The organism is Terriglobus albidus (genome assembly GCF_025685425.1).
Lineage (GTDB): Bacteria > Acidobacteriota > Terriglobia > Terriglobales > Acidobacteriaceae > Terriglobus > Terriglobus albidus.
On record NZ_JAGTAS010000058.1, the window covers coordinates 1,160,726 to 1,181,593 of the forward strand.

Annotated in this window: 17 protein-coding genes; 10 read left to right on the forward strand and 7 right to left on the reverse strand. The window is 58.0% G+C overall.

From position 1 onward, the window contains the following. Window positions 1-52: 52 nt before the first annotated feature. Entirely contained in the window at window positions 53-2,545 is a 2,493-nt protein-coding gene (locus OHL21_RS23945) for a glycoside hydrolase family 95 protein (protein ID WP_263419822.1), read from the forward strand. 460 nt (window positions 2,546-3,005) lie between these two features. Here OHL21_RS23945 and OHL21_RS23950 read toward each other — a convergent pair whose 3' ends face one another. From OHL21_RS23950 to gtdA, 5 genes are all read right to left on the reverse strand, one after another. Then, entirely contained in the window at window positions 3,006-3,857 is an 852-nt protein-coding gene (locus OHL21_RS23950) for a hypothetical protein (RefSeq protein ID WP_263419823.1), read from the reverse strand. Between the two features lie 236 nt (window positions 3,858-4,093). Beyond that, window positions 4,094-4,942, reverse strand: a complete 849-nt coding sequence (locus OHL21_RS23955; protein ID WP_263419824.1) for a fumarylacetoacetate hydrolase family protein — start codon at window positions 4,940-4,942, stop codon at window positions 4,094-4,096. Next, window positions 4,939-5,442 (reverse strand): DinB family protein, encoded by a 504-nt coding sequence (locus tag OHL21_RS23960; RefSeq protein ID WP_263419825.1) that lies wholly within the window; start codon window positions 5,440-5,442, stop codon window positions 4,939-4,941. The genes OHL21_RS23955 and OHL21_RS23960 overlap by 4 nt, the downstream gene beginning before the upstream one ends. A gap of 11 nt (window positions 5,443-5,453) precedes the next feature. After that, window positions 5,454-6,836, reverse strand: a complete 1,383-nt coding sequence (locus OHL21_RS23965) for an MFS transporter (protein ID WP_263419826.1) — start codon at window positions 6,834-6,836, stop codon at window positions 5,454-5,456. Beyond that, window positions 6,833-7,924 carry a gentisate 1,2-dioxygenase gene (gene gtdA, locus OHL21_RS23970; RefSeq protein ID WP_263419827.1) on the reverse strand — a complete coding sequence of 364 codons (1,092 nt, stop codon included), beginning with the start codon at window positions 7,922-7,924 and terminating at the stop codon, window positions 6,833-6,835. The genes OHL21_RS23965 and gtdA overlap by 4 nt, the downstream gene beginning before the upstream one ends. Before the next feature lie 136 nt (window positions 7,925-8,060). Here gtdA and OHL21_RS23975 point away from each other — a divergent pair, with 136 nt between their 5' ends. Both OHL21_RS23975 and OHL21_RS23980 read left to right on the forward strand, forming a co-directional pair. Further along, on the forward strand, window positions 8,061-8,543 hold the full coding sequence (locus OHL21_RS23975; protein WP_263419828.1) for a MarR family winged helix-turn-helix transcriptional regulator: 483 nt from the start codon (window positions 8,061-8,063) through the stop codon (window positions 8,541-8,543). Window positions 8,544-8,597: 54 nt separating this feature from the next. Beyond that, complete coding sequence (locus OHL21_RS23980) at window positions 8,598-9,596, forward strand: formylglycine-generating enzyme family protein (RefSeq protein WP_263419829.1); 999 nt, start codon at window positions 8,598-8,600, stop codon at window positions 9,594-9,596. 292 nt (window positions 9,597-9,888) lie between these two features. Here the strand turns inward: OHL21_RS23980 and OHL21_RS23985 are convergent, their stop codons facing one another. Then, entirely contained in the window at window positions 9,889-11,466 is a 1,578-nt protein-coding gene (locus tag OHL21_RS23985; protein ID WP_263419830.1) for a family 43 glycosylhydrolase, read from the reverse strand. A gap of 60 nt (window positions 11,467-11,526) precedes the next feature. Here OHL21_RS23985 and OHL21_RS23990 point away from each other — a divergent pair, with 60 nt between their 5' ends. Beyond that, complete coding sequence (locus OHL21_RS23990) at window positions 11,527-12,567, forward strand: Ldh family oxidoreductase (protein WP_263419831.1); 1,041 nt, start codon at window positions 11,527-11,529, stop codon at window positions 12,565-12,567. 1 nt (window position 12,568) lies between these two features. Here OHL21_RS23990 and OHL21_RS23995 read toward each other — a convergent pair whose 3' ends face one another. Then, on the reverse strand, window positions 12,569-13,336 hold the full coding sequence (locus OHL21_RS23995; protein ID WP_263419832.1) for a GntR family transcriptional regulator: 768 nt from the start codon (window positions 13,334-13,336) through the stop codon (window positions 12,569-12,571). 33 nt (window positions 13,337-13,369) lie between these two features. Between OHL21_RS23995 and OHL21_RS24000 the strand changes: the two genes are divergently transcribed. The 6 genes from OHL21_RS24000 to OHL21_RS24025 all read left to right on the forward strand — a co-directional run bounded on the left by OHL21_RS24000 (window position 13,370) and on the right by OHL21_RS24025 (window position 20,784). Next, window positions 13,370-14,389, forward strand: a complete 1,020-nt coding sequence (locus OHL21_RS24000) for a proline racemase family protein (RefSeq protein WP_263419833.1) — start codon at window positions 13,370-13,372, stop codon at window positions 14,387-14,389. After that, window positions 14,389-15,507 (forward strand): NAD(P)/FAD-dependent oxidoreductase, encoded by a 1,119-nt coding sequence (locus OHL21_RS24005; protein ID WP_263419834.1) that lies wholly within the window; start codon window positions 14,389-14,391, stop codon window positions 15,505-15,507. The genes OHL21_RS24000 and OHL21_RS24005 overlap by 1 nt, the downstream gene beginning before the upstream one ends. After that, window positions 15,500-15,748, forward strand: coding sequence for a (2Fe-2S)-binding protein (locus OHL21_RS24010; protein ID WP_263419835.1), 249 nt, complete (start codon window positions 15,500-15,502; stop codon window positions 15,746-15,748). Before OHL21_RS24005 ends, OHL21_RS24010 begins: the two co-directional genes overlap by 8 nt. Beyond that, window positions 15,745-17,025 carry an NAD(P)/FAD-dependent oxidoreductase gene (locus OHL21_RS24015; RefSeq protein ID WP_263419836.1) on the forward strand — a complete coding sequence of 427 codons (1,281 nt, stop codon included), beginning with the start codon at window positions 15,745-15,747 and terminating at the stop codon, window positions 17,023-17,025. The genes OHL21_RS24010 and OHL21_RS24015 overlap by 4 nt, the downstream gene beginning before the upstream one ends. Window positions 17,026-17,034: 9 nt before the next feature. Beyond that, on the forward strand, window positions 17,035-17,964 hold the full coding sequence (locus tag OHL21_RS24020) for a dihydrodipicolinate synthase family protein (protein WP_263419837.1): 930 nt from the start codon (window positions 17,035-17,037) through the stop codon (window positions 17,962-17,964). Window positions 17,965-18,051: 87 nt separating this feature from the next. Then, the gene (locus OHL21_RS24025) at window positions 18,052-20,784 is read left to right on the forward strand and encodes a DUF5695 domain-containing protein (RefSeq protein WP_263419838.1); all 2,733 of its coding nucleotides are present in this window, start codon (window positions 18,052-18,054) and stop codon (window positions 20,782-20,784) included. The last annotated feature ends 84 nt before the right edge of the window (window positions 20,785-20,868 follow it).

The window sequence follows — 20,868 nt, forward strand, 5'->3', positions numbered from 1 at the left end:
TGCCGAATTTCAAGGAATACACTGTTTTGGTTTCATTCCAGAGGACATCGTAGTGCGCCATCTTACTCGCCGTGCATTTCTTCCGTTCGCTGCCATGGCTCCTCGCGCTATCTCGCAGGTTGCGCGATCCGGATCTCACGGTCACGAAAGTGATCTTGATTCGAATGACACGATGTGGTTTCGCTCGCCGGCATCGGATTGGATCGATGCGCTCCCCATTGGAAACGGAAGGCTGGGTGGAATGGTCTTCGGGGGCGCCACAACGGACCGCATCTCCCTGAACGAAGACACGCTGTACTCGGGATATCCCAAGGATGGCAACAACCCCGGAGCCAAGAGCAAGCTGGCCGCTGTCAGGAAGGCCGTCCTGGAAGATGAGAACTACCATCTTGCCGACCAGATCTGTAAAGAGATGCAGGGGCCATATGGTGAGGCTTACCAGCCGCTTGGTGATATATATGTCACACTCTCCGGCAATGCAGAGGGCGGCGAACAGGTTAGCGAATATCGCCGTGAGCTGAATCTCGCCACCGCGATTGCACGGACCACGTTCCGGCTGGGAACCGTGAATGTCACCAAGCAGTGCTTTGTCTCCTATCCCGACAATGTGCTGGTGATGTCCATTGAAGCATCCGAACCGGTTACCATCACGGTCCATATGGACAGTCAGCTACGACACACGGCTGATATCAGCGATGCGGGCTTTGTAATTCGGGGAAAGGCTCCTGTGGTCAGCAGGCCGAATTATCTGAAGACGGAGAATCCTATTCAGTATTCGGATGAGCCCGGCAAAGGCATGTACTTTGTTAGCGAAGCTCGCATCCTTTCTGATCAGGGGAAAGCTCGGGCCATAGATAACACCTTGCAGATCGAGAAGGTGCGGTCAGCTCACATTCTCTTTGCTGCCGGTACCGGCTTTCGTGGCTACGACAAGATCCCTGATCGGCCCACCAACGAGATTCATACCGTTGTACGGACCACATTGAACAAAGCAGCGGCTAAGCCGCTCCAGCTTCTACGAAACCGCCACGTTGCGGCGCATCAGAAGTACTTCCGCCGCGTCGCCCTTGATCTCGGGGAGCAGGACAGAACGCGCTCAACAGCAGAACGAGTTGCTGAATTTGAGAAGAAGCCGGACCCGTCGCTGCTGGCCCTTTACTTTCAGTTTGGCCGATATCTTTTGATCAGCAGCTCGCGCCCTGGAACACTTCCAGCCAACTTACAGGGCATCTGGAACAATGAGCTTCGCCCCCCGTGGAGTTCTAACTGGACATCGAACATCAATGTGCAGATGAACTACTGGCTGGCGGAGACCTGCAATCTCACCGAATTCCACGGTCCGTTGTTCGAGATGCTGCGGACACTTGCGAAGAATGGGTCGAAGACTGCCGAGGTGAACTATGGTATGCCCGGCTGGGTCTCTCATCACAACATCGATGGATGGTGCCTCTCGAGCCCGGTGGGCGAAGGCAAGGGCGATCCTACGTGGGCGAACTTCGCGATGAGCGCTCCGTGGCTGTGTGCTCATCTGTGGGAGCACTACCTGTTTACCGGCGACCAGGAGTTTCTCGCATCACAGGCATATCCCCTGATGAAGGGCGCAGCGGAGTTCTGTTCCGCCTGGCTGGTTTCAGATGGGAAGGGACGGCTCACCACCTGTCCTTCCGTTTCCACAGAGAACGATTTTCTGGCTCCGGATGGCAAGAAGGCAAATGTCAGCGCCGGTTGCACGATGGATATCGCACTCATCCGCGAGCTCTTCAAGAACTGCATCGAAGCATCAAAAGTGCTCGGAGTCGATACAGAATGGGCAGCACATCTTGGCCGCCAGCGTGAGAGCATTATTCCCTATGCCGTCGGCAAATATGGCCAACTACAGGAGTGGTCTGTCGATTTTGCTGAGTCCACACCGGGACAACGGCACATGTCTCACCTGTATCCGCTCTATCCGGGCAATGAGTTCGACATCGAGGGTGCTCCGAAGTGGATGGCTGCGGGCCGCGTTTCCCTGGAACGGCGCCTGGCCAATGGCGGAGCGTACACGGGATGGAGCCGTGCGTGGGCGTCGAATCTGTGGGCACGTCTTGGCGATGGAGCACAGGCCTGGACCTCGCTTCAGATGCACATGAAGGTGAGTACCGCAGGCAACTTCTTCGATACGCATCCTTCCGGAAATGGCGCCATCTTTCAGATCGACGGAAACTTCGGCACAAGCTCCGCGATTGCAGAGATGCTGCTTCAAAGCCATAACGGTTTGATCCGGATTCTGCCTGCACTGCCACAGACATGGCCGGATGGAAGCGTTGCTGGGCTAAGAGCCCGCGGAGGAGTGACTGTCGATATCGTCTGGAGTGGAGGAGCAGTCACAAAACTCTCGTTGCTGGTGCAACGACCGGGTATTCATAGGATTGTTCTTCCTGCGGGGTCGAACAAGGTTCTCAGCATTCAGGGCACGAAGGGTTCGGCGACTATTACGGCTCGCGATGCTGGGATCGAAGTTAAGTTTCCCTCGCCAGGGCGATATCGTTTTGTCTGGCATACATAGTTAGAGCGTATCGACGGATTTGGGGAACGCATACTCTGGGTGCCCCATCCATTGCAACGCAATGGGTGGGATATTCGAGCGGAGCTCGAACCAGGTGGGAGCCGTGGGCTTTTAGCCCACGGGCTATCGGCTCAACATAGAAATGGGCTTCAGCCCTGGGCCCTTTCCTGATGGACAAAGAAAGGCCCCGGGGCTGAAGCCCATTTACTTTTACACCTTTATCAGCGGGCTGAAGCCCGCTGCTCCCACCATTTCGAGCTTCGCTCGAATCGTTTATCCCAGCGAACCAAGTTGTCCGAGGACGCGAATATCCCACCCATTGCGTTGCGAGGGTGGGGCACCCGTTGCGAGATGGCAAGCAGAGATTGGTCCTGTGCAGTTGGTAAGAGCCAAGCTCTTCCCAACGGCACAGGAACTTCCCTGCACAAAACGAACTACCTTTCCCTCGGCAGCACCGTTGTTACTGTGTTCCTCCACCGGCGCTGGAGGAGATACCCACCACCATCTGCGTACCGCTTTCCAACTGAATATCTTGTTTCGCGCCAAGCAGAATACTGGAGGCCTGAGCCATACGGGGATCCTGCTGACCTGGCGCATTGTTCGCGAGCAGCACGCCCGGGACGGATGTGGTGCTGATAGCGATATTTCCGGTTTTAGCTACGACAGTTCCCGGAGCGGGACTGCCAGCGGCAGGACTATCACCTGCGGAGGATGCAGCCCCACTAGAGCCTGGGCTTTGCGGTGAAGCGCTCGCGCTGCTGTCGCCACTAGCTGCGCCTGGACTGGAGGTGCCGTTCGCTGGAGGAGTGCTCATCGCACTGGATCTTCCGGCCGATGCTGCACCCCCGGCTGGAGTAATCGATTGAATTTGCGAGTGAACCGGTACACTCTGGCCACCCTTCAGTTCGAGGTGATCGAACTGAAGTACGACCTGGGAGTTCTGTCCGCCTTCACTCGCTTTTACGCCGAGTACATGACCCACGAGCTTCGACCCTTTGGGGATATCGGCTCCATCCGAAGTCTTGGCCGGGGCTTTGGTTTGAATGACAACGCTGTCGCCATTCTTCGCGGTCTTTGAGTCTAGCTTGCTGACAAGCTCGCCATTTACCGGACTCAATGGCGCGCTAGACGCTGCACCGGTATTGGCATCCTGACTATCAGGACTCGCCGGTGCTGTACTGGCAGGATTTTGCCGGGTAGTTGGGCTATCTGTTTGCTGATCAGGCTGGCTGGTCGAGGGTGATTGTTGCGCCACGAGCGTATAGCAAGCCATGGCGAGTAAGGTCGTGACAAGCGTCGTGCGTGTTCTCATGAAAATCCTCCGTCGGTTGCTACTCACATCTCCGCACCTGCACGATTTAAGCGAGACACGAAGTCCGGGTGGTTCTGCAACCGTCATGCCAAACACGACGCTTCGCACAATCTGCATCAAAAAGACTGTGGATAGAGCCGATTCAATCCAACACTGTTTGCAGGTTATTGATCCAGGACCGATGACCGCGAATTCTCTGCCCGAAAGCCGTAATTCTTTCCCAGTCGAAAGTTCCATCAGTCTTCTTTTTCCAAGGTCAAATGTAATGTTCCGATACGGCTGATTTCGACCTCTACTGCATCTCCTTTTGTCATATAGAGAGGAGGTGTTCTCTTCATCCCTACTCCGCCCGGAGTCCCAGAGACGATGACATCGCCAGGCGCGAGCGGTGTAAACGAAGAGCAGTACTCGATCAGCTCCGCGACCGTGAAGATCATCTGCGACGTACTTGCATGTTGGACTATCTGGCCATTGAGCCTTGTAGTCAGTTCAAGTTCTTGCGGATTTGTGATCTCATCCGCCGTTATCATCCAGGGCCCAAATCCGCCTGTGTAGGGGAAGTTCTTGCCAGGACCAAACTGGGTGGTATGACGTTGCCAGTCGCGGACGGAAATGTCGTTATAGCAAGAGTATCCGGCAACGTGAGAGAGTGCGTCGGCAGCCGCGATATAACGTCCAGGCTTTCCAATCACAACGGCAAGCTCTCCTTCAAAATCAATCTCCGAAGAGACTCGCGGAATGAGCGCGCTTTGGCCATGAGCCACCTGGCTATCGGCGAACCGGAAGAACGTTGAGGGAAAGGTGGTCTTCGGTCTTCCGGTCTCCAGCCGGTGTTCTTCATAGTTATGGCCAATGCAGAAGATCTTCGATGGATTGGGAATTGGCGGCAGGAGTTCGACTGAATCGAGATCGAAGGAGCGGCATGAACGGCCGGCATCCTGCACACGGTCCCATGCATTTCCGCGGATGACACTCTTCATATCCGGAAATTGCACATGGAGCACAGAGCTGATATCCAGGACTCGGTCGTCCTGTACGACTCCGTAGGCTGGAATGCCTTCGTTCAAAAAAGAGATAAGCTTCATCGGTTCTCCGTGGTCTGACTTACTAGCTGATCGATGTTTCTTTGGATTTGGGCGGAATGGTTTGCCACGTGCTGCACGAGCAGGTGATCAAGAATGAAGGACGCAGGCTTGGTTTCCCAACGCGGGTTCCGGCTTCTTGCTGTGATCTCCAGCATCTCGTTACTCAGGGATAACAGTCGATCACGCATGGACGCGACGGAGTTATGAATCGACGCCAGCACATCGGAGAGCTCCCGCCTGTCTGTATCCGCAAGCGCTTCCAGGCGAGCCGGATCGGCGTGAGTTCTTCCCCACTCCTGATCGGGATGATGGATGATCGCCAGGATCTGGCCGGTCCAATAAGGCACAAACTCTTCCATGTGACAGAGGATGTCCAGGATGGACCACACATCCGCGGAAGGACGCCAAGTGAGCCAGGCCCTGGGTAGCGGCTGCACCTTCGCCTCTATTTCAGCAAGGGTTATGTCGATTTGCCGGCAGGCATCTTGTACACGCGTCATTCATTCGTCTCCTATGCTGTTTCGTCGATTCGGTCGAGAAGTGTTGTGGGCAGAAGATTGGGATCGGAGGGCGTGATGCCGTGCGCTTGTGTCCTAAGCGTCAGAACGGCTATCGATGCCAGCAGCGACGTACCGGCAACCGCGACAAACATGGCTCGGCTGGAGTGATACCGCTGCTGAAGAAGGCCGGCGATGTAAGGCCCAAGAATCGCGCCAAGACGGCCGGTAGCCAGCTCTGCTCCAACACCGGAGGCTCTGATGCTGGTCTCATAGGAGCGCGCCGTAAAGTTGTTGAGCAGAAACTGCGCTCCGGGAATACCAAATCCTGCAAGACCTACGGCAATGAGATTGAAGATATGTTGATTGAAGGCTGCCAGAAGCGCCATGGAGACTGCGCCGCAGAACCAGAGGCAGGCCATCCATTGCTTCGCAGCCCCCATGCGATCGATCAGGTACGCTCCGAGCAGAGCTCCGAGAAACGAAGCGATCTGCATGATCGCCCCGAATGAGAAACCGGTAGCGAAGTTCTCTCCACGCTGAATCATGACGCTCGGAATCCAGCCGGTTAAGGCATACACGCCGAACAGGCTGAGAGACGAAGCGATCCAGATGGTAATGCTGGTTCGCCGATAGAGGGGAGACAACAGCGCTGCGTAGCTGCCTTTTGCCGCCCTGGCCGAGAAGACACGCATCTCGGAGCTCTGATAGTGAGCACCGCGACCGGGATGCAGCTTCGATAAGAGCGCCCGCACCTCTGTTGTGCGCTGCTGCAGGGCGAGATAGCGAATCGATTCAGGAAGGCTGGTATAGGTGATGGCAAGCAGCGGGAATGCAAGCGCTCCCAGAAAGTATAGAAACTGCCAACCGAAGTGCGGGGTCAGGTAGATTCCGGCGATACTGGCCAACGTGGCGCCGAAGGCCCATCCAAGCGCTACTCCCCACACCGGCATCAGATTCGCGAATCGACGCGGCGCAAATTCATTGATATACGTGGTCGCGAGCGGCATCAGGACACCTAAGCCAATACCGGTGATGAACCGGATGGAACAGAAGGTCACAAGAGATACACCGATGACGGGCGTAAGAACGGTGGCTATTGCCGCAAGGCACAGCGCATAGAGAAGTACCCGGCGCCTGCCATATCGATCGGCGAGTATTCCATGGCCGGCCGCCCCGAAGAGGAAACCGAAGAGACCACTTGAGACCAGGAGCCCTCCCTGACTGGGAGAGAGCTTCCAGGCAGGGATCAGATAGTGAACCGCATACGACGGATTCACGGTGTCATATCCGTCAAAGACGATGAGGGCGGCGAGCAGCAGAGCCAGTCGGAGGTGGAATCCGGATAGGGGAGCGGAGGCAAGCTCCTCATGGACATCGAAGGTAGGAGAGCTCATACGTTCGTCGCCTGGACAGGTTCCTGGTCTGCCTCAAGATACTCCTCGCGCCAGATTCCCAGTGCTTTTTGTGCCACACGATCGGAGAAGCTGAAGAGAATCGACTCCTCTTCCGCTTCATGACGAACCGGCTGCCATGATGGAGCCACAAAGACATCGTTGGTCTCCCACGCAAGCTCTGTATCGCCGGCGAAGGTCCTTCCACGACCAGAAGTAGCGCAGAAGACGGTCGCGTCGGTAGAACGATAGCTCTTCCCTTGAAAGCCCGCGGGCAGCAACTGAAGAAATGCGGAAATGGTCGGCATTGGGGATCCGCCCGTAGCCGGGTTGGAGTATTGCAGCTTTACGCCATGCCAGAGGTTGTGATGTCCGCTCCTCAGGAGATGTCTCAGAGCTCCCTGGCTGCGCTCAAAGGGATAGACAAAGACGGGGGCAGACATGCCATCGAGCTTGTACTCCAGCGGTAGCAGGCCCATTCCGAACCGGTGGAGCGCATCTCCCGGCCTGTGGTCAACGGGTTGTGTGGTTTGCGGATGATGCTGGGCAAAACTTGTGCAGAAGAAGTTAGCGATGGGTATATCGAGACCATCGAGCCAGACCACCTCTGATCCACCCGGATTGCCGTGATCATGCCACTGCCATGATGGAGTCAGGATGAAGTCTCCGGGACGCATGGTCGCTCGTTCGCCATTGACAGCCGTATATGCGCCCTCGCCTTCCATGACATAGCGAAGGGCCGATGCGACATGGCGATGGCTGGGAGCAATCTCTCCGGGTGCAATCATTTGCAAGCCCGCATAGAGCGTCTGCGTGATCTGCGACGTTCCAGGCAAGCCCGGATTTTCCAGAATCAGGACACGCCGCTCGGCCTCCTCCGGAGTGATGAGGCGAGCACCTTCCGAGATGAGCGGCCGCATTTCTCGGTAGCGCCAGATGGCTGCACTCGTTCGGTCGCGCGGAACCGGCGTTACCAGGCTTGAAAGCACCTCCCATAACGGCCTGGCTGATTTCTCGGCCAGCCTGCCGTAATACTGACTCCGTGCTTCCGAGATCCCAGGCCGTTCGTGAAATGCAGTTTCTACTGTCATGTGGTCGCAACCTTCTATCCGAATCGAGCCCGTGACAGCTCAATTAGACAGTACACATATATTCAGTACACGTACTATTTGTCAACAGAGCGCGCAACTTTAAAAGCGGCGAGTCCGTCTTATTAGAATCTTGACTATGTCGAACCAAAAGTCCGATTCAGGACAGATGCAGGATTTTCGTTCTCTGCCAGGTCATCTCATCCGGAGGCTACACCAGGCCTCTGTCGCTCTTTTCGCCGAGGAGTGCGCCTCTCTCGATCTGACGCCGGTGCAGTATGCCATCCTGTTTGCCATTGGTGAGTCACCGAAGATTGACGCGACCCGCCTGTCGGAACAGGTGTTCTTCGATCGCTCGACGCTTGGCGCCGTGCTGGATCGCCTGGAAAAGAAAGCCCTTGTGGTTCGCAGCGCGAGCGCGACCGATCGCCGGGTGAAGGTACTGACGCTGACGGCGAAGGGGAAACAGTTGGTAAAGCGGGCCTCGCCTGCGGTGCTGAGGGTGCAGGAACGCCTGATGGAGCCTTTGACAGCCGGCGAACGGGAGCAGATGCAGCAGCTGTTATCACGTCTTGCAGAGGTTCATCGAGGACGCGAAACCGGTCCCAAATTAGACGATTGATCCAGCATGATCTTCTTCTTTCAAACCGTGTAAGCTTGCCCAACAGAGGTCTCTATGAGCTGCATTACTCCCCAGCCATCCAAAGCAACGGAGGGTGAAGCGCCCGCCGCCAAGAAGGGTTGCTGCGCGCCTTCGGCAGAAGCCCGGCAGGGGGTGACAGAAGAGCACTCCGCGCTTCGCTCCGGTACCGATCCCAGAGACCGGATGATCGCGATGCAGGGAGGGACCTTCCTGATGGGAACCGATTATGCCGATGCGTTTCCGGAAGATGGCGAAGGACCTGTCCGCGAAGTGACCCTCGATCCATTCTGGATTGACCGCTATCCGGTGACCAATGAGCTGTTCTCCAGGTTTGTCGAAGAGACGGGATATCGCACCGAGGCAGAACGCTTCGGATGGTCCTTCGTCTTCTGGGCTCACATCCCCAAGGAACGGTTTTATGACCTCGTGGTCGATACGGTCGCCGCGGCTCCATGGTGGTGCAAGGTTCCCGGTGCGAATTGGCGGAACCCGGAAGGGCCGGGCTCCGCAATCAAGAGCAGAGACAATCACCCTGTCGTTCATGTCTCCTGGAATGACGCTTTGAGCTTTTGCGAATGGTCAGGACAACGGCTGCCAACAGAAGCAGAGTGGGAGTACGCCGCCCGTGGTGGCCTGGTGCAGAAACTCTATCCCTGGGGCGATAAGCTCCGGCCGGATGGCGAGCACCGCTGCAATATCTGGCAGGGAGAGTTCCCTCGCCATGACACAGGAGACGATGGCTACACAGGGACATGCCCTGTCGACGCATTTCCGCCCAACGGATACGGCCTTTACTCAACAACGGGAAACACTTGGGAATGGTGTGCCGACTGGTTCAGCACCGACTTTCATCTCACCGGTAGCCGGGTTAATCCGAAAGGACCTGAAGGCGGAGAGAACAAGGTGATGAAGGGTGGATCCTTTTTGTGCCACAAGTCCTATTGCAATCGCTACCGTGTGGCCGCGCGCAGCTCGAATACGCCCGACAGCTCTACGTCACATATGAGCTTCCGATGTGCCCGGGATAGCTAGTGTGATGTCTCAGAGGTTCTTGTCATAAATGTTGTCATCCTGAACGTGGTGAAGGAACTGCTTTTCAAGCTTCGAGTAGCAAAGGCTCTTCACGATTTATGTCACGAACTTGAGATTCACGAGATCAGCCAGCAGAGTTGGTTATACCCAGTTCGTTAAGAGTGACAATACTTTTCCAGGACGTATCTATAACCTCGACTTCACTGCGGAGTTATAGAGCGGGCCTTCAGCCCTTCGTCGACAATGCGCATAAGACCTGCGGCGTTGCCCCAGGCTGGTATAGAACGCGCCTTCAGCGCTTATCACACCGGAGTATCCAACTACCCTGTGCAGGTGATGTCTGCTTCTGCTGCACTGCCGCATGCGGAGTCAGTGCCTCCCATTCCTGCACGGCCACGGCAGCATGTGTGTCTCCTTCGCCCGATGCCTGGAAGATGCTTCGCAGGCATCGCGTTGTGATGGTTCGGAAGCTCACTTCGTTCACACCATCGGTCTTCGTTTCGTAAGCTGTGGCATTTTCAACCGGCTGCCATTGATTCCCTGTCCAATATTCAAGATGCCAGGATGCCGGCGGTGCGACACCCACCTTCGATCCTGCAGGCTGGTCATTCCAGAACTGAATCCGTGATCCGTTGAGTTGCACCGGGTGAGGCCAGTCGTATTCGATCCACTGCAGCGGTGGATTGTGCTGCGACCAGGATGCCCACATGTCAGGCGGCAAAGGGTTCTTACGCACGATGCCATCGTTCAAAGCCGCGAGCGCATACTGCACCGGGATCGGCTCGTTGGAAGCATGCGGGGCTGCGGCGGGAGCGATGTTTCTGGTGGCAACCGGCGGCGGCCCGGGAGCCCGCGTCGGCTTCACCTTTCCGATGCGGGCAGGGATGGAACTGTCATCCCATTGCATCTCGTCGATGGCGACGCTGCGACGAAAGTGCCCGCCTCCTTTTGCATCTGCTGTGTGATAGACGAGGTACCACCTTCCCTGGAAGACAATCGCGCCGGGATGCGAGGTGGTGCTCGAAACCGGATCGAGGATCACGCCGCGATACGTCCACGGTCCCAGAGGATTGGCCGCTGTTCCGTAGGCGATGCATGCGTGATAGATCGCACGGGTACAGTTGGAATCAGGGCCGGCATTGTTCGCCGCATACAGCATGTAGTACGTGTCGCCGCGGCGAAACAACCAGGGAGCCTCGAAGAAGCCCTTGAGAGTTGTGACCGAAATCTCCTGTCCCTTCGGCGTCACCATGTCCTGCTCGAGTTCCATGCCTCGCAGCTTGCCAAAGGTGCCCCAATAGAGAAAGACGCGGCTATCGTTATCGACCATCACGGTCGGATCGATGTTCTGGATCGTGTTCGGCTCCGGTATTGACTGCGAGACGATGGGGCCCGATGGATGCGCGTCTTTCCACGGTCCAAGAGGACTATCGGCAACCGCAACACCGATGGCAAAGGGATCCTTGTTGCTGCTGCTCGTCTGCTGTACCGGTGCGTAGAGATAGAAACGGCCATCTCTCCCGGTAACAATCTGGCCGGCATACGCATGTCCGGGATCTGCCCAGGAGAACACCATCTCGGGCCGCAGGATTGCCGGGTAGTGCATCCAGCGATGAGATGAGACACTCTTTGTCGACAGCAGTTGCCACTCCCGCATCACGAAGTCATTCACGTCCGCAGGGGCCTCATCGCGGCCGGCAAGAATGTAGAGTGTGTCATCCACGACCAGCGGCGCCGGATCGGCCGAGTAATACTGGCCGTCTGCGAGGATTGGATTGCCTTTGCTATGAATCACGCGAGGCGTTTGCGACTGCAATGAAACGCAACCACCGAGAAGGGCAAGGGTAAGACAGCAGGCAACGTGCTTCATGGCGATACAATGATTTTATCGTTTTGTATACGATTTTGTTTTTCTAAAGAGATCCCCTGGATGACTCAGACGACTGACAAAGCTCCGGTCCACATGTCGCTCGACGAGCTGAGGGACTTCGCCAGCAGAATCCTGCTTGAGAACGGCCTTTCCGCGGCGCAGGTCCCAGGGGTTGCCGAGACACTTGTTGCGGGAGAGCGCGATGGTTGTGGAGCGCATGGTATCTATCGGCTGCTCTCTGCGGTCCGCAGTATCCGGCTTGGGAAGATCAACCGGCATGCGGTTCCTGCTGTCACGGAACCGGCGCCGTCGCTTGTCCGGGTGGATGGCGATCGAGGCTTTGCGCAGCTTGCTTTCGAAGCCGGCCGGCCGTTCCTGATCGAAAAGGCTCGCCGCTATGGCATTGCGGCCATGGCGCTTAATCGCTGTATCCACTTCGCCGCGCTGTGGCCGGAGGTGGAAGCCATTGCCAGCGAGAACCTGGTTGCAATCGCCATGACCTCTAACCATGCGTGGGTAGCACCCGCCGGAGGCACACAGCCGCTGTTCGGCACGAATCCGATTGCTTTTGGATGGCCTCGGCCAGGGCAGGAGCCGTTTGTCTTCGACTTTGCGACCAGCGCCATCGCGCGCGGCGAGCTGGAACTTCATCGCCGTGGAGGCAGGCAGCTCCCTCCCGGTTGCGGCATTGATAGCGAGGGAAATCCGACCACCGATCCCGCTGCCATTGCCTCCGGAGCCATGCTCCCATTTGGCGGGCATAAGGGTTCCGCACTGGCGCTGATGGTGGAGCTGCTCGCCGGCCCCCTCATCGGTGACCTCACCAGCAAGGAGTCGCTCCTGATGGATGATGGTGCGGGCGCAGCGCCCATCGGAGGCGAGTTGATTCTGGCGATCGATCACTCCAGATTCGGGAGCCCCAGATTCAACGACGATGCACCCTCGTCCACTGATCAGGCAGAAGCACTGTTTCAACAGATTATCGGGCAGGGCGCGCGGCTACCATCGCAGCGACGCTATATTGCTCGCAAAAAGAGCCTTGCAGAAGGCGTGCATATTCCAGCCGCTCTTTATGAGGAACTCGCAGGCCTGAGCCGATAGGCTACCAGCTACCGCGCTCTCCAAAGATATCGATGACGTGCCCGAGCCGGTCCGCGCCCTTGGTCCAGTTGTTCTGCAGCGCTGCTTCTACACCATCGGCGTCGCCGCGGCGCACTGCCGCGATGATGGCGGCATGTTCGCGAACCGACATGTGCAGATCGGTAATGATCGAGCTGGCATACAAGCGCCAGTAACGCTCCGCCTGCGGCTCGACGGCGCCGTGCAGTGTGGCAAGCCGCGGCCCCGCGCCCGCGTGCACAATGGCGCGATGAAAGTCGCGGTCGACGTCGAAGATGTCTGCCGTACGTCCCTTGCCCTTGGAGATGGCTGCCAGCTTCTGATTGAGATTCTCGAGCGTATCGGCTAGCTTCTCCCGCTCTTCCGCAGAGGCCTGTGCTGCGCCGCGGCCGGCAATTCCTTCCAGCCTGCCGATGATGAAGTAGAGCTCGTTGGCGTCTTCCTTGGTCAGGGGAGCGACGATCATCCTGGACTTGCTTACGTTCCGCTGTTCGAGCACATAGCCTTCGCGCTGCAGCCAGTGGATCGCCGCGCGCACGGGTGTACGGCTCATGCCGAGACGCTCGGCCAGGTCCGCTTCCACAATCCACGTCCCTGGCGACATCTTGCCGTGAACGATCAGCTCACGGATCTCCTGGAAGGCTGTCAGCAGACTGGTGCCATGTTCGGCTTTCTCCCGTTCACCGGTTGGAGATACCGTCCGCACCGCGGTAGTCTTGGTTTTTGTTGGGCCTGCAGCGGTTTTCTTCACGTATCTTTCTCTCAATCCTTACTGTAGCGCACCGTGGAAGGACAGGCATCCTGGAACGAAAAAGGCGTATTTGTATCCAACTTCGTCTACAATTCAGGCATGCCATCGCAACTGCCTGTCTTCGTCTCGGTCGTGGACTCACACACGGCCGGAGAACCGACCCGTGTCGTCATTGAAGGTGGACCGGATCTGGGCTCCGGCCCGCTGGCTGAACGCCGGGCTCGCTTTCAGGCTGAGTACGATCACTTCCGCAGCGGCGTCGTGTGCGAGCCCCGCGGCTCCGAGGTCGTGGTTGGGGCATTGCTTTGTAAGCCTGTCAATCCCGAGGCTGCTGCCGGAGTCATCTTCTTTAATGATGTTGGCTACCTGGGCATGTGCGGTCACGGCACCATTGGCCTTGTCACTACGCTGGCTCATCTCGGACGCATCGGTCCGGGCAAGCATCTAATCGAGACTCCCGTTGGGGATGTACATACCGAACTGCATGCAGATGGCAGCGTTTCTGTTCGCAATGTGCCGGCATATCGATATCGTGAAGCAGTTCGTGTTGACGTTCCAGGCTACGGATCTTTCACGGGTGATATCGCCTGGGGTGGGAACTGGTTCTTCCTCGTCGCCGATCACGGTCAGGAACTCATTGCCACGAACCGCAATCCTCTGGTCATGCTCACCACAGCAATACGCGAGGCTTTGACCGCCAATGGCATCACAGGCGCCGATGGAGCGCTTATCGATCACATCGAGCTGGTCTCCGCACCGCAGGATCCAGAAAACTCCGGCCGTAACTTCGTTCTCTGTCCGGGCGCTTCGTTTGACCGCTCGCCTTGCGGCACCGGAACCAGCGCAAAGTTAGCCTGCCTGCATGCAGAAGGCAAACTTGATGAAGGTCAGACGTGGAAACAAGAGGGTATTCTTGGGACGGTATTTACCGGCTCCGTTGTTTCACACGGCGATCAGGTTATTCCGACGATCAGTGGACGCGCGTGGATCACAGCGGAGTCGAAGCTTTATTTCGATCCCAGCGACCCTTTCGGTAAAGGAATCGCGTTCTGATGCCTGCATTTGATCTCGCCATCATCGGCGCCGGTATCGTCGGCTGCGCCTGTGCGCTGGAAGCTGCGCGCGCCGGCCTGCGGGTGGTGATCGTAGAACGCGGCGTGGTCGGTGGAGGAACAACCGCCGCAGGCATGGGACACGTCGTCGTGATGGACGACTCTCCGGCCCAGCTTGCACTTACAGCTTACTCTCGATCCTTATGGAGAACGCTGGCGCCGCAACTTCCCGCGGACGTGGAGTATGAGTCGCGAGGTACGTTGTGGATTGCAGCCGATGACGAAGAGATGACCGAGGTCTTCTCGAAACAGGCAACCTATGCACGCGCCGGTATCACCTCACAGGTTCTCGACCCCCGAGGTCTCGCTGAAGCTGAGCCTTATCTTCGCTCGGGACTGGCCGGTGCTCTGCTGGTTCCTGACGATGGAGTGCTCTATCCCCCGGTAGCCGCGGAATACTTCCTCTCCGAGGCACGGCGTCTGGGCGCGGTGTTGCTCCCAGGCCATGAGGTTGGCCGTTGCGGCAAGGGCCGCATTCAATTTACGAATGGCGCCTCCATCGAAGCAGAGCGGATTCTTCTTGCCAGCGGCGCCAATATCGATCTGCTGCCGTCATTGCCCATTCAGAAGCGCAAAGGACATCTGCTTATCACGGATCGATATCCCGGGGTGGTGAGTCACCAGCTGGTTGAGCTTGGCTATCTGAAGAGCGCGCACAAACTCACGGCCGACTCAGTGGCATTCAACATCCAGCCTCGGCTTACCGGTCAGCTGCTCATCGGCTCCTCGCGGCAGTATGGCGACGATAGCCGTGAGATCAACCACGCGATCCTGCGCAGCATGCTTGAACGCGCCATCGAATACATGCCCTGTCTGAAGGGGCTTTCGGGCATTCGCGTGTGGACCGGCCATCGCGCCGCAACTGCGGACAAGCTTCCTCTCATTGGACCGACAGCGGATCCTACGCTGTTTCTTGCCATGGGCTTTGAGGGGCTTGGTATCACCAATGCTCCTGGAGCGGCCGTTCTTGCGGTCGATGCTCTTCTCGGCCGGGCATCGGCCATCGACGCCGCGCCGTACTTACCGTCCCGTATTCAGCAGGAGGCCGTTCATGCCTGACCAACAGGTCGTTATTTATGTGAATGGATCGTCTATCTCTGTGCCGGCGGGTTCCATGTTGAGCGCGGCGTTGCTGATGGCCTCGGCGCCCTGCCGTATCTCAATCACGGGCCAGCCTCGCACTGCGCTTTGCGGTATGGGGATCTGCCTCGAGTGCCGCGCTGTCGTTAACGGGGTTCTGCATACTCGCACCTGCCAGACCGTATGTCAGGAAGGCATGCGAGTGGAGACACAGCCATGAAGCCGATGGATGTTCTGGTGGTCGGCGCCGGCCCTGCCGGGCTTGCTGCGGCAACCGCGGCTTCGCGCAACGGGTGCCGCGTTGCCGTACTGGATGACAATCCCGCGGCAGGCGGACAGATCTGGCGTGCAGACATCACACGGCCTCACCACGAAGACGCGGCGCGTAGCGCCGCCATCGCAGCTTTTCATACCTCCGGAGCCGCTCTGCTTCCCGGACGTCGTATCGTCGATGTCCGTTCGCCATCCACACTGCTGGCTGAGGCTGGAGGCCACTTCGAGACTTATCGCTGGGATCGGCTGATTCTTGGCACCGGTGCGCGTGAACGTTTTCTTCCTTTTCCTGGGTGGACGCTTCCGGGAGTCTTCGGTGCGGGCGGGCTGCAGGCCCTGGTCAAAGGCGGATATTCGGTTTCGGGAAAGCGGATTGTTGTTGCGGGGACTGGTCCACTGCTACTGGCCGTCGCGGCTCATCTGCGCGAATATGGAGCCTCAACCATCACCGTCGCCGAACAGGCATCGGCTCTTCAGATATTGCCCTTTGCGGTATCGCTAATGCGCAGTCCGGGCAAGTTGCTGCAGGGCGCCGGCTATCGCAAGGCTCTCGGGGACACCCCATACCAGACGGGCTGCTGGCCGATCTCGGCGCAGGGCGATGAGGAGTTACGCTCCGTGACGCTGACCGATGGGAAGCGAACATGGACCATCGAGTGCGATCTGCTTGCCTGCGGCTTTCATCTTGCCCCCAACACTGAGCTCGCTCAACTGCTGGGATGCACGCTTCAGGAGGGCTTTGTTCGGGTTGACACACAGCAGCAGACATCGGTGCCAAACATCTACTGTGCGGGCGAGCCAACTGGCATTGCCGGTGTCGATGCTGCGCAGGTTCAGGGTGAGATCGCGGGACTTGCAGCCGCGGATTGCAATCCTATCCCGACAAGCCTGCTTGCCCGGCGTGCAAAAGAAGCTGCGTTTGGACGCCGCCTGACGCATGCCTTCCGGCTTCGTCCTGAAGTGCTGAAGCTTGCTTCACAGGAGACGATCGTCTGCCGCTGTGAGGATGTCACCTTCGGTCAACTGCAGACCCGTTCCAACTGGACAGACGCCAAGCTCCATACCCGTTGCGGCATGGGCCCGTGCCAGGGCCGCATCTGCGGCGCCGCGACAGAAGCTCTCTTCGGTTGGCAGCCAACCTCTGTCCGCGCACCTCTTTTTCCTGTTCCTGTCGCTGCCTTCTGCGACGAAACCTCTTCGCTCAACGCACCATCAGCCCGTTAGGAGATCTCTATGAAGTGGACCGGAGTGATTCCCGCTGTCACTACACCGTTTGAACCATCGCTCGCCGTCGATCACAACCTTTTGTTCCAGCACACATCGTGGATGCTGGAGAACGGATGCACCGGCCTGGTGATGCTTGGCTCTCTTGGAGAAGGCGCGACGCTGGAGCATGACGAGAAGGTCGCCATCCTTAAGACGGCGCTTCGCGCATCGGAGAAGACCGGCACTCCTGTCGTAGCCGGCATCTCCTCTCTCTCGACGGCGGCTGCCGTACGTCTAGCCAAAGAAGCGGAAGGCCTAGGCTGCGCTGGCCTGATGGTGCTTCCGCCGTATGTCTACAGCACTGACTGGCGCGAGATGAAGGCTCACATCGCAGCGATCATCCGGGCGACAAAGCTTTCCTGCATGCTCTACAACAACCCGGTTGCGTATAAGACGGATTACATTCCAGAGCAACTGCAGGAGCTTGCGCAGGAGTTTCCCAACCTGCACGCTGTCAAGGAGTCGAGCACTGACGTGCGCCGCGTAATCGCAATCCGCGCCATTCTTGGTAATCGTCTTACGATCTGCACCGGCGTGGATGACGCGATTGTCGAAGCGGTCGCGGCCGGGTCCAGCGCCTGGATCGCAGGCTTGGTCAATGCCTTCCCCGCCGAGTCCGTCGCGCTCTATGAGCTTGCGATGGCTGGCAAGCATCAGGAGGCCTTCGAGCTCTATCGCTGGTTCCTGCCGCTGCTCCGGCTGGATACCGTGCCGAAGTTTGTGCAGCTGATCAAGTGGGTGCAGGAGCAGACCGGCACTGGAACAGCCAGAGTGCGGCCGCCGCGGCTTGAGCTTGTCGGTGCAGAGCTTGAGGAGGCAAAGGCAGTGCTGGCGACAGCGATGGCCAACCTTCCTTCCATTAAGTCCACACCGTTCCCTGCTCTGCAGCAAGCGTAACTCCCGCGGGCGGCCGCATTGCTCCGATGCAGCCGCCCTGTCCGAAAGATCAGCCCTCTCCCTTCGAATACAGCTTCAGGAGTTGCCGTGAGCTTCTCTCCGTTGTTCCGCCTGTCTCGTGCTGTTCTATTGTCCTCTCTTGTGAGCAGCACCTTGAGTTGGTCTCAGCCTCCCAAGCCTCTTCCGCCCGGTCCCATGCTCGATGGCGGCCGCGTGGTACTGAAAGGCAAAGAGCTCACGCTGGAGCTGCTTGCCTACTCCGGCACAGTGGCACAACTGAGGCCTACGGCAGACCCGATGCTGGACTACACTCCCGGTGATCTTCTTAAGGCCCGGTCGGCGGATACCTTCTATCACCTGGGCGATCTCGATCTGAGGCTTCGCGACGGTGCCTCCAGCGAATGGAAGGACTATTCGACGGCTTACCGGCGCAAGCCAGTCCAGGTTCTTGCCAACACATCCACTTCCTTCCGCGCCGATCTCGCGGCAACGCTTCCGGCCGAGATTCCGCTGCGTGTGGTGCGGGAGTGGTCCGTTCGCAACGGCGACATCTATCTCGGCTACACGCTCACCAATCGCACGCACAAGGCTGTGCATCTTGGCGGGATCGGTGTGCCGATGGTCTTCAACAACATCATGAACGGCCACACGCTGGAGCAGAGCTATACGACCTGCTCCTTCTACGATCCCTATATCGGTCAGGATGCCGGCTATGTCCAGGTTGCACGTCTCTCCGGCACAGGGCCTGCACTTCTGATCGCGCCCGAAGGCCATGCGCCGCTTGAGGCCTGGAAACCGATACTCGATAAGCGGGTCAGCCGCGATGGTGAGGCCGCGCTGCTTAATGATCCGACACGGCGGGGCATGACCTTCGAGGGATCGTATGAGTGGATGATTCACTCCGCGGGCTTTGCCGATACCGACTGGAAGGGCGCCGAGCAGTGGAACCAACCGACCGAAGATGTTCTACAGCCGGGGAAGAGCGTCACCTATACGCTGCATCTGTTCGTTGCACCATCGCTTCGCGAGATTGAAGCAACGCTCACGGCTCACGGACGTCCAGTAGCCATCGGCATTCCCGGATACATTCTGCCGCAGGATACGGATGGCCGCCTCTTCCTCCGTTCAGCAAGTCCTGTCACCGGCATCATCAGCGAGCCGGAGGGCGCGCTCACCATCCATCATGACGGCCTGGCGCCTGATGGCAAAACTCAGGCCTATACCATTCATGGTCTTCGTTGGGGACGGGCTCGATTACGCATTACCTATGGGGATGGCAATGTACAGACCATCGCGTATCGCACCATCAAGCCGGAGACGCAGACGGTCACCGATCTCGGCCGCTTTCTTTTCCATGAGCAGTGGTTCGAACAACCGAACGATCCCTTCCACCGCTCGCCTTCGATCATCAGCTACGACAACGATGCCGGAAAACAGCTTGTTCAGGAGTCGCGCGTATGGATCGCAGGTTTGAGCGATGAAGGCGGAGCCGGATCGTGGCTGGCGGCTGCGATGAAGGAAGCGATTGCTCCCGATCCGGAAGAGGTTCGCAAGCTCGAGGCCTTCGTCAATCAAACCGTCTGGGGCCATCTGCAGGAGAGTGAGGGCCCGCAGAAGTTCGGCATCCACAAGAGCCTTTTTTACTACCAGCCGGACGAGATGCCGACCGGCTACTACGATGCTTCAATGAACTGGGGGACTTGGACCAGTTGGAATCGCAAAGACGCTGCCGACATTGGGCGCTCGTTCAACTACCCACACGTCGTTGCGGCATATTGGTCGCTCTACCGCATCGCACGTAACAGCTCTGGCCTTACCGCAAAGCAGGATTGGAAGTGGTATCTCGATCATGCGTATGAGACCACCATGGCCATGCGCTCCCATGCGCCGTACTACACGCAGTTCGGCCAGATGGAAGGCACGATCTTCACATTGCTGCTCCACGACTTGAAGATGGAGGGTTGGAAGGAACAGGCAGCTACGCTCGAAGGCTGGATGCGCGAGCGCGCACAACAGTGGAACGGTGAGCCGTATCCGTTTGGCAGCGAGATGCCGTGGGACTCGACAGGGCAGGAAGAGGTCTACGCCTGGACGCGTTACTTCGGCTTCAAGGAAAAAGCGGACCTTACGCTCAATGCCATCCTTGCCTATACGCCGGTTGTGCCGTCCTGGGGATACAACGGCAGCGCCCGCCGCTATTGGGACTTTCTCTATGGAGGCAAGTATCCACGCATCGAACGTCAGTTACATCACTATGGATCAGGCCTGAATGCGATTCCGCTGCTCAGTGAGTATCGCGCCCATCCCAACGATCTCTATCTGCTAAGGGCAGGATACGGCGGAGTTATGGGACCGCTTGCGAACATCGATGAGAAGGGCTTCGGCTCGGCGGCATTTCATTCGTATCCCGATCGCATGCAATACGATCCATACACCGGCGACTATGGTCCGAACTTTCTTGGCCATGTGCTTAACACGGGCGCATATCTGGTGCAGGATCCTGTGCTGGGCTGGCTCGCCTTTGGTGGAAATCTCGCTGTCAACGGGAATGCGGTCCGTTTGACCGTGCTCGACTCAGCGCGGCAGCGGGTTTATCTCGCGCCTACCGGGCAGTGGCTCACACTTGACGGTGGGGCTTTTACCGCAGTGGAGTATGACACCTCCACGCATCAGGTCACGGTTCATCTGGCGCCTGCGACCGCTTATGTCAAAGAGGTGAAGTTGCATATCTCTTCTCCGACTACGGAAAAGCCGGAAGAGGTGCGCACGGTTTCTCTATCGTCGGAAGAGACGCGTGTGCCTCTTGTGACGCAGCGCTAAGACCGCGGTATCAGATAGGAACGGTACCTCAGCGGCTGAAGCCGCGCGCTTGCCGAACTAATTTGGGACGGCTGAAGCCGTCCC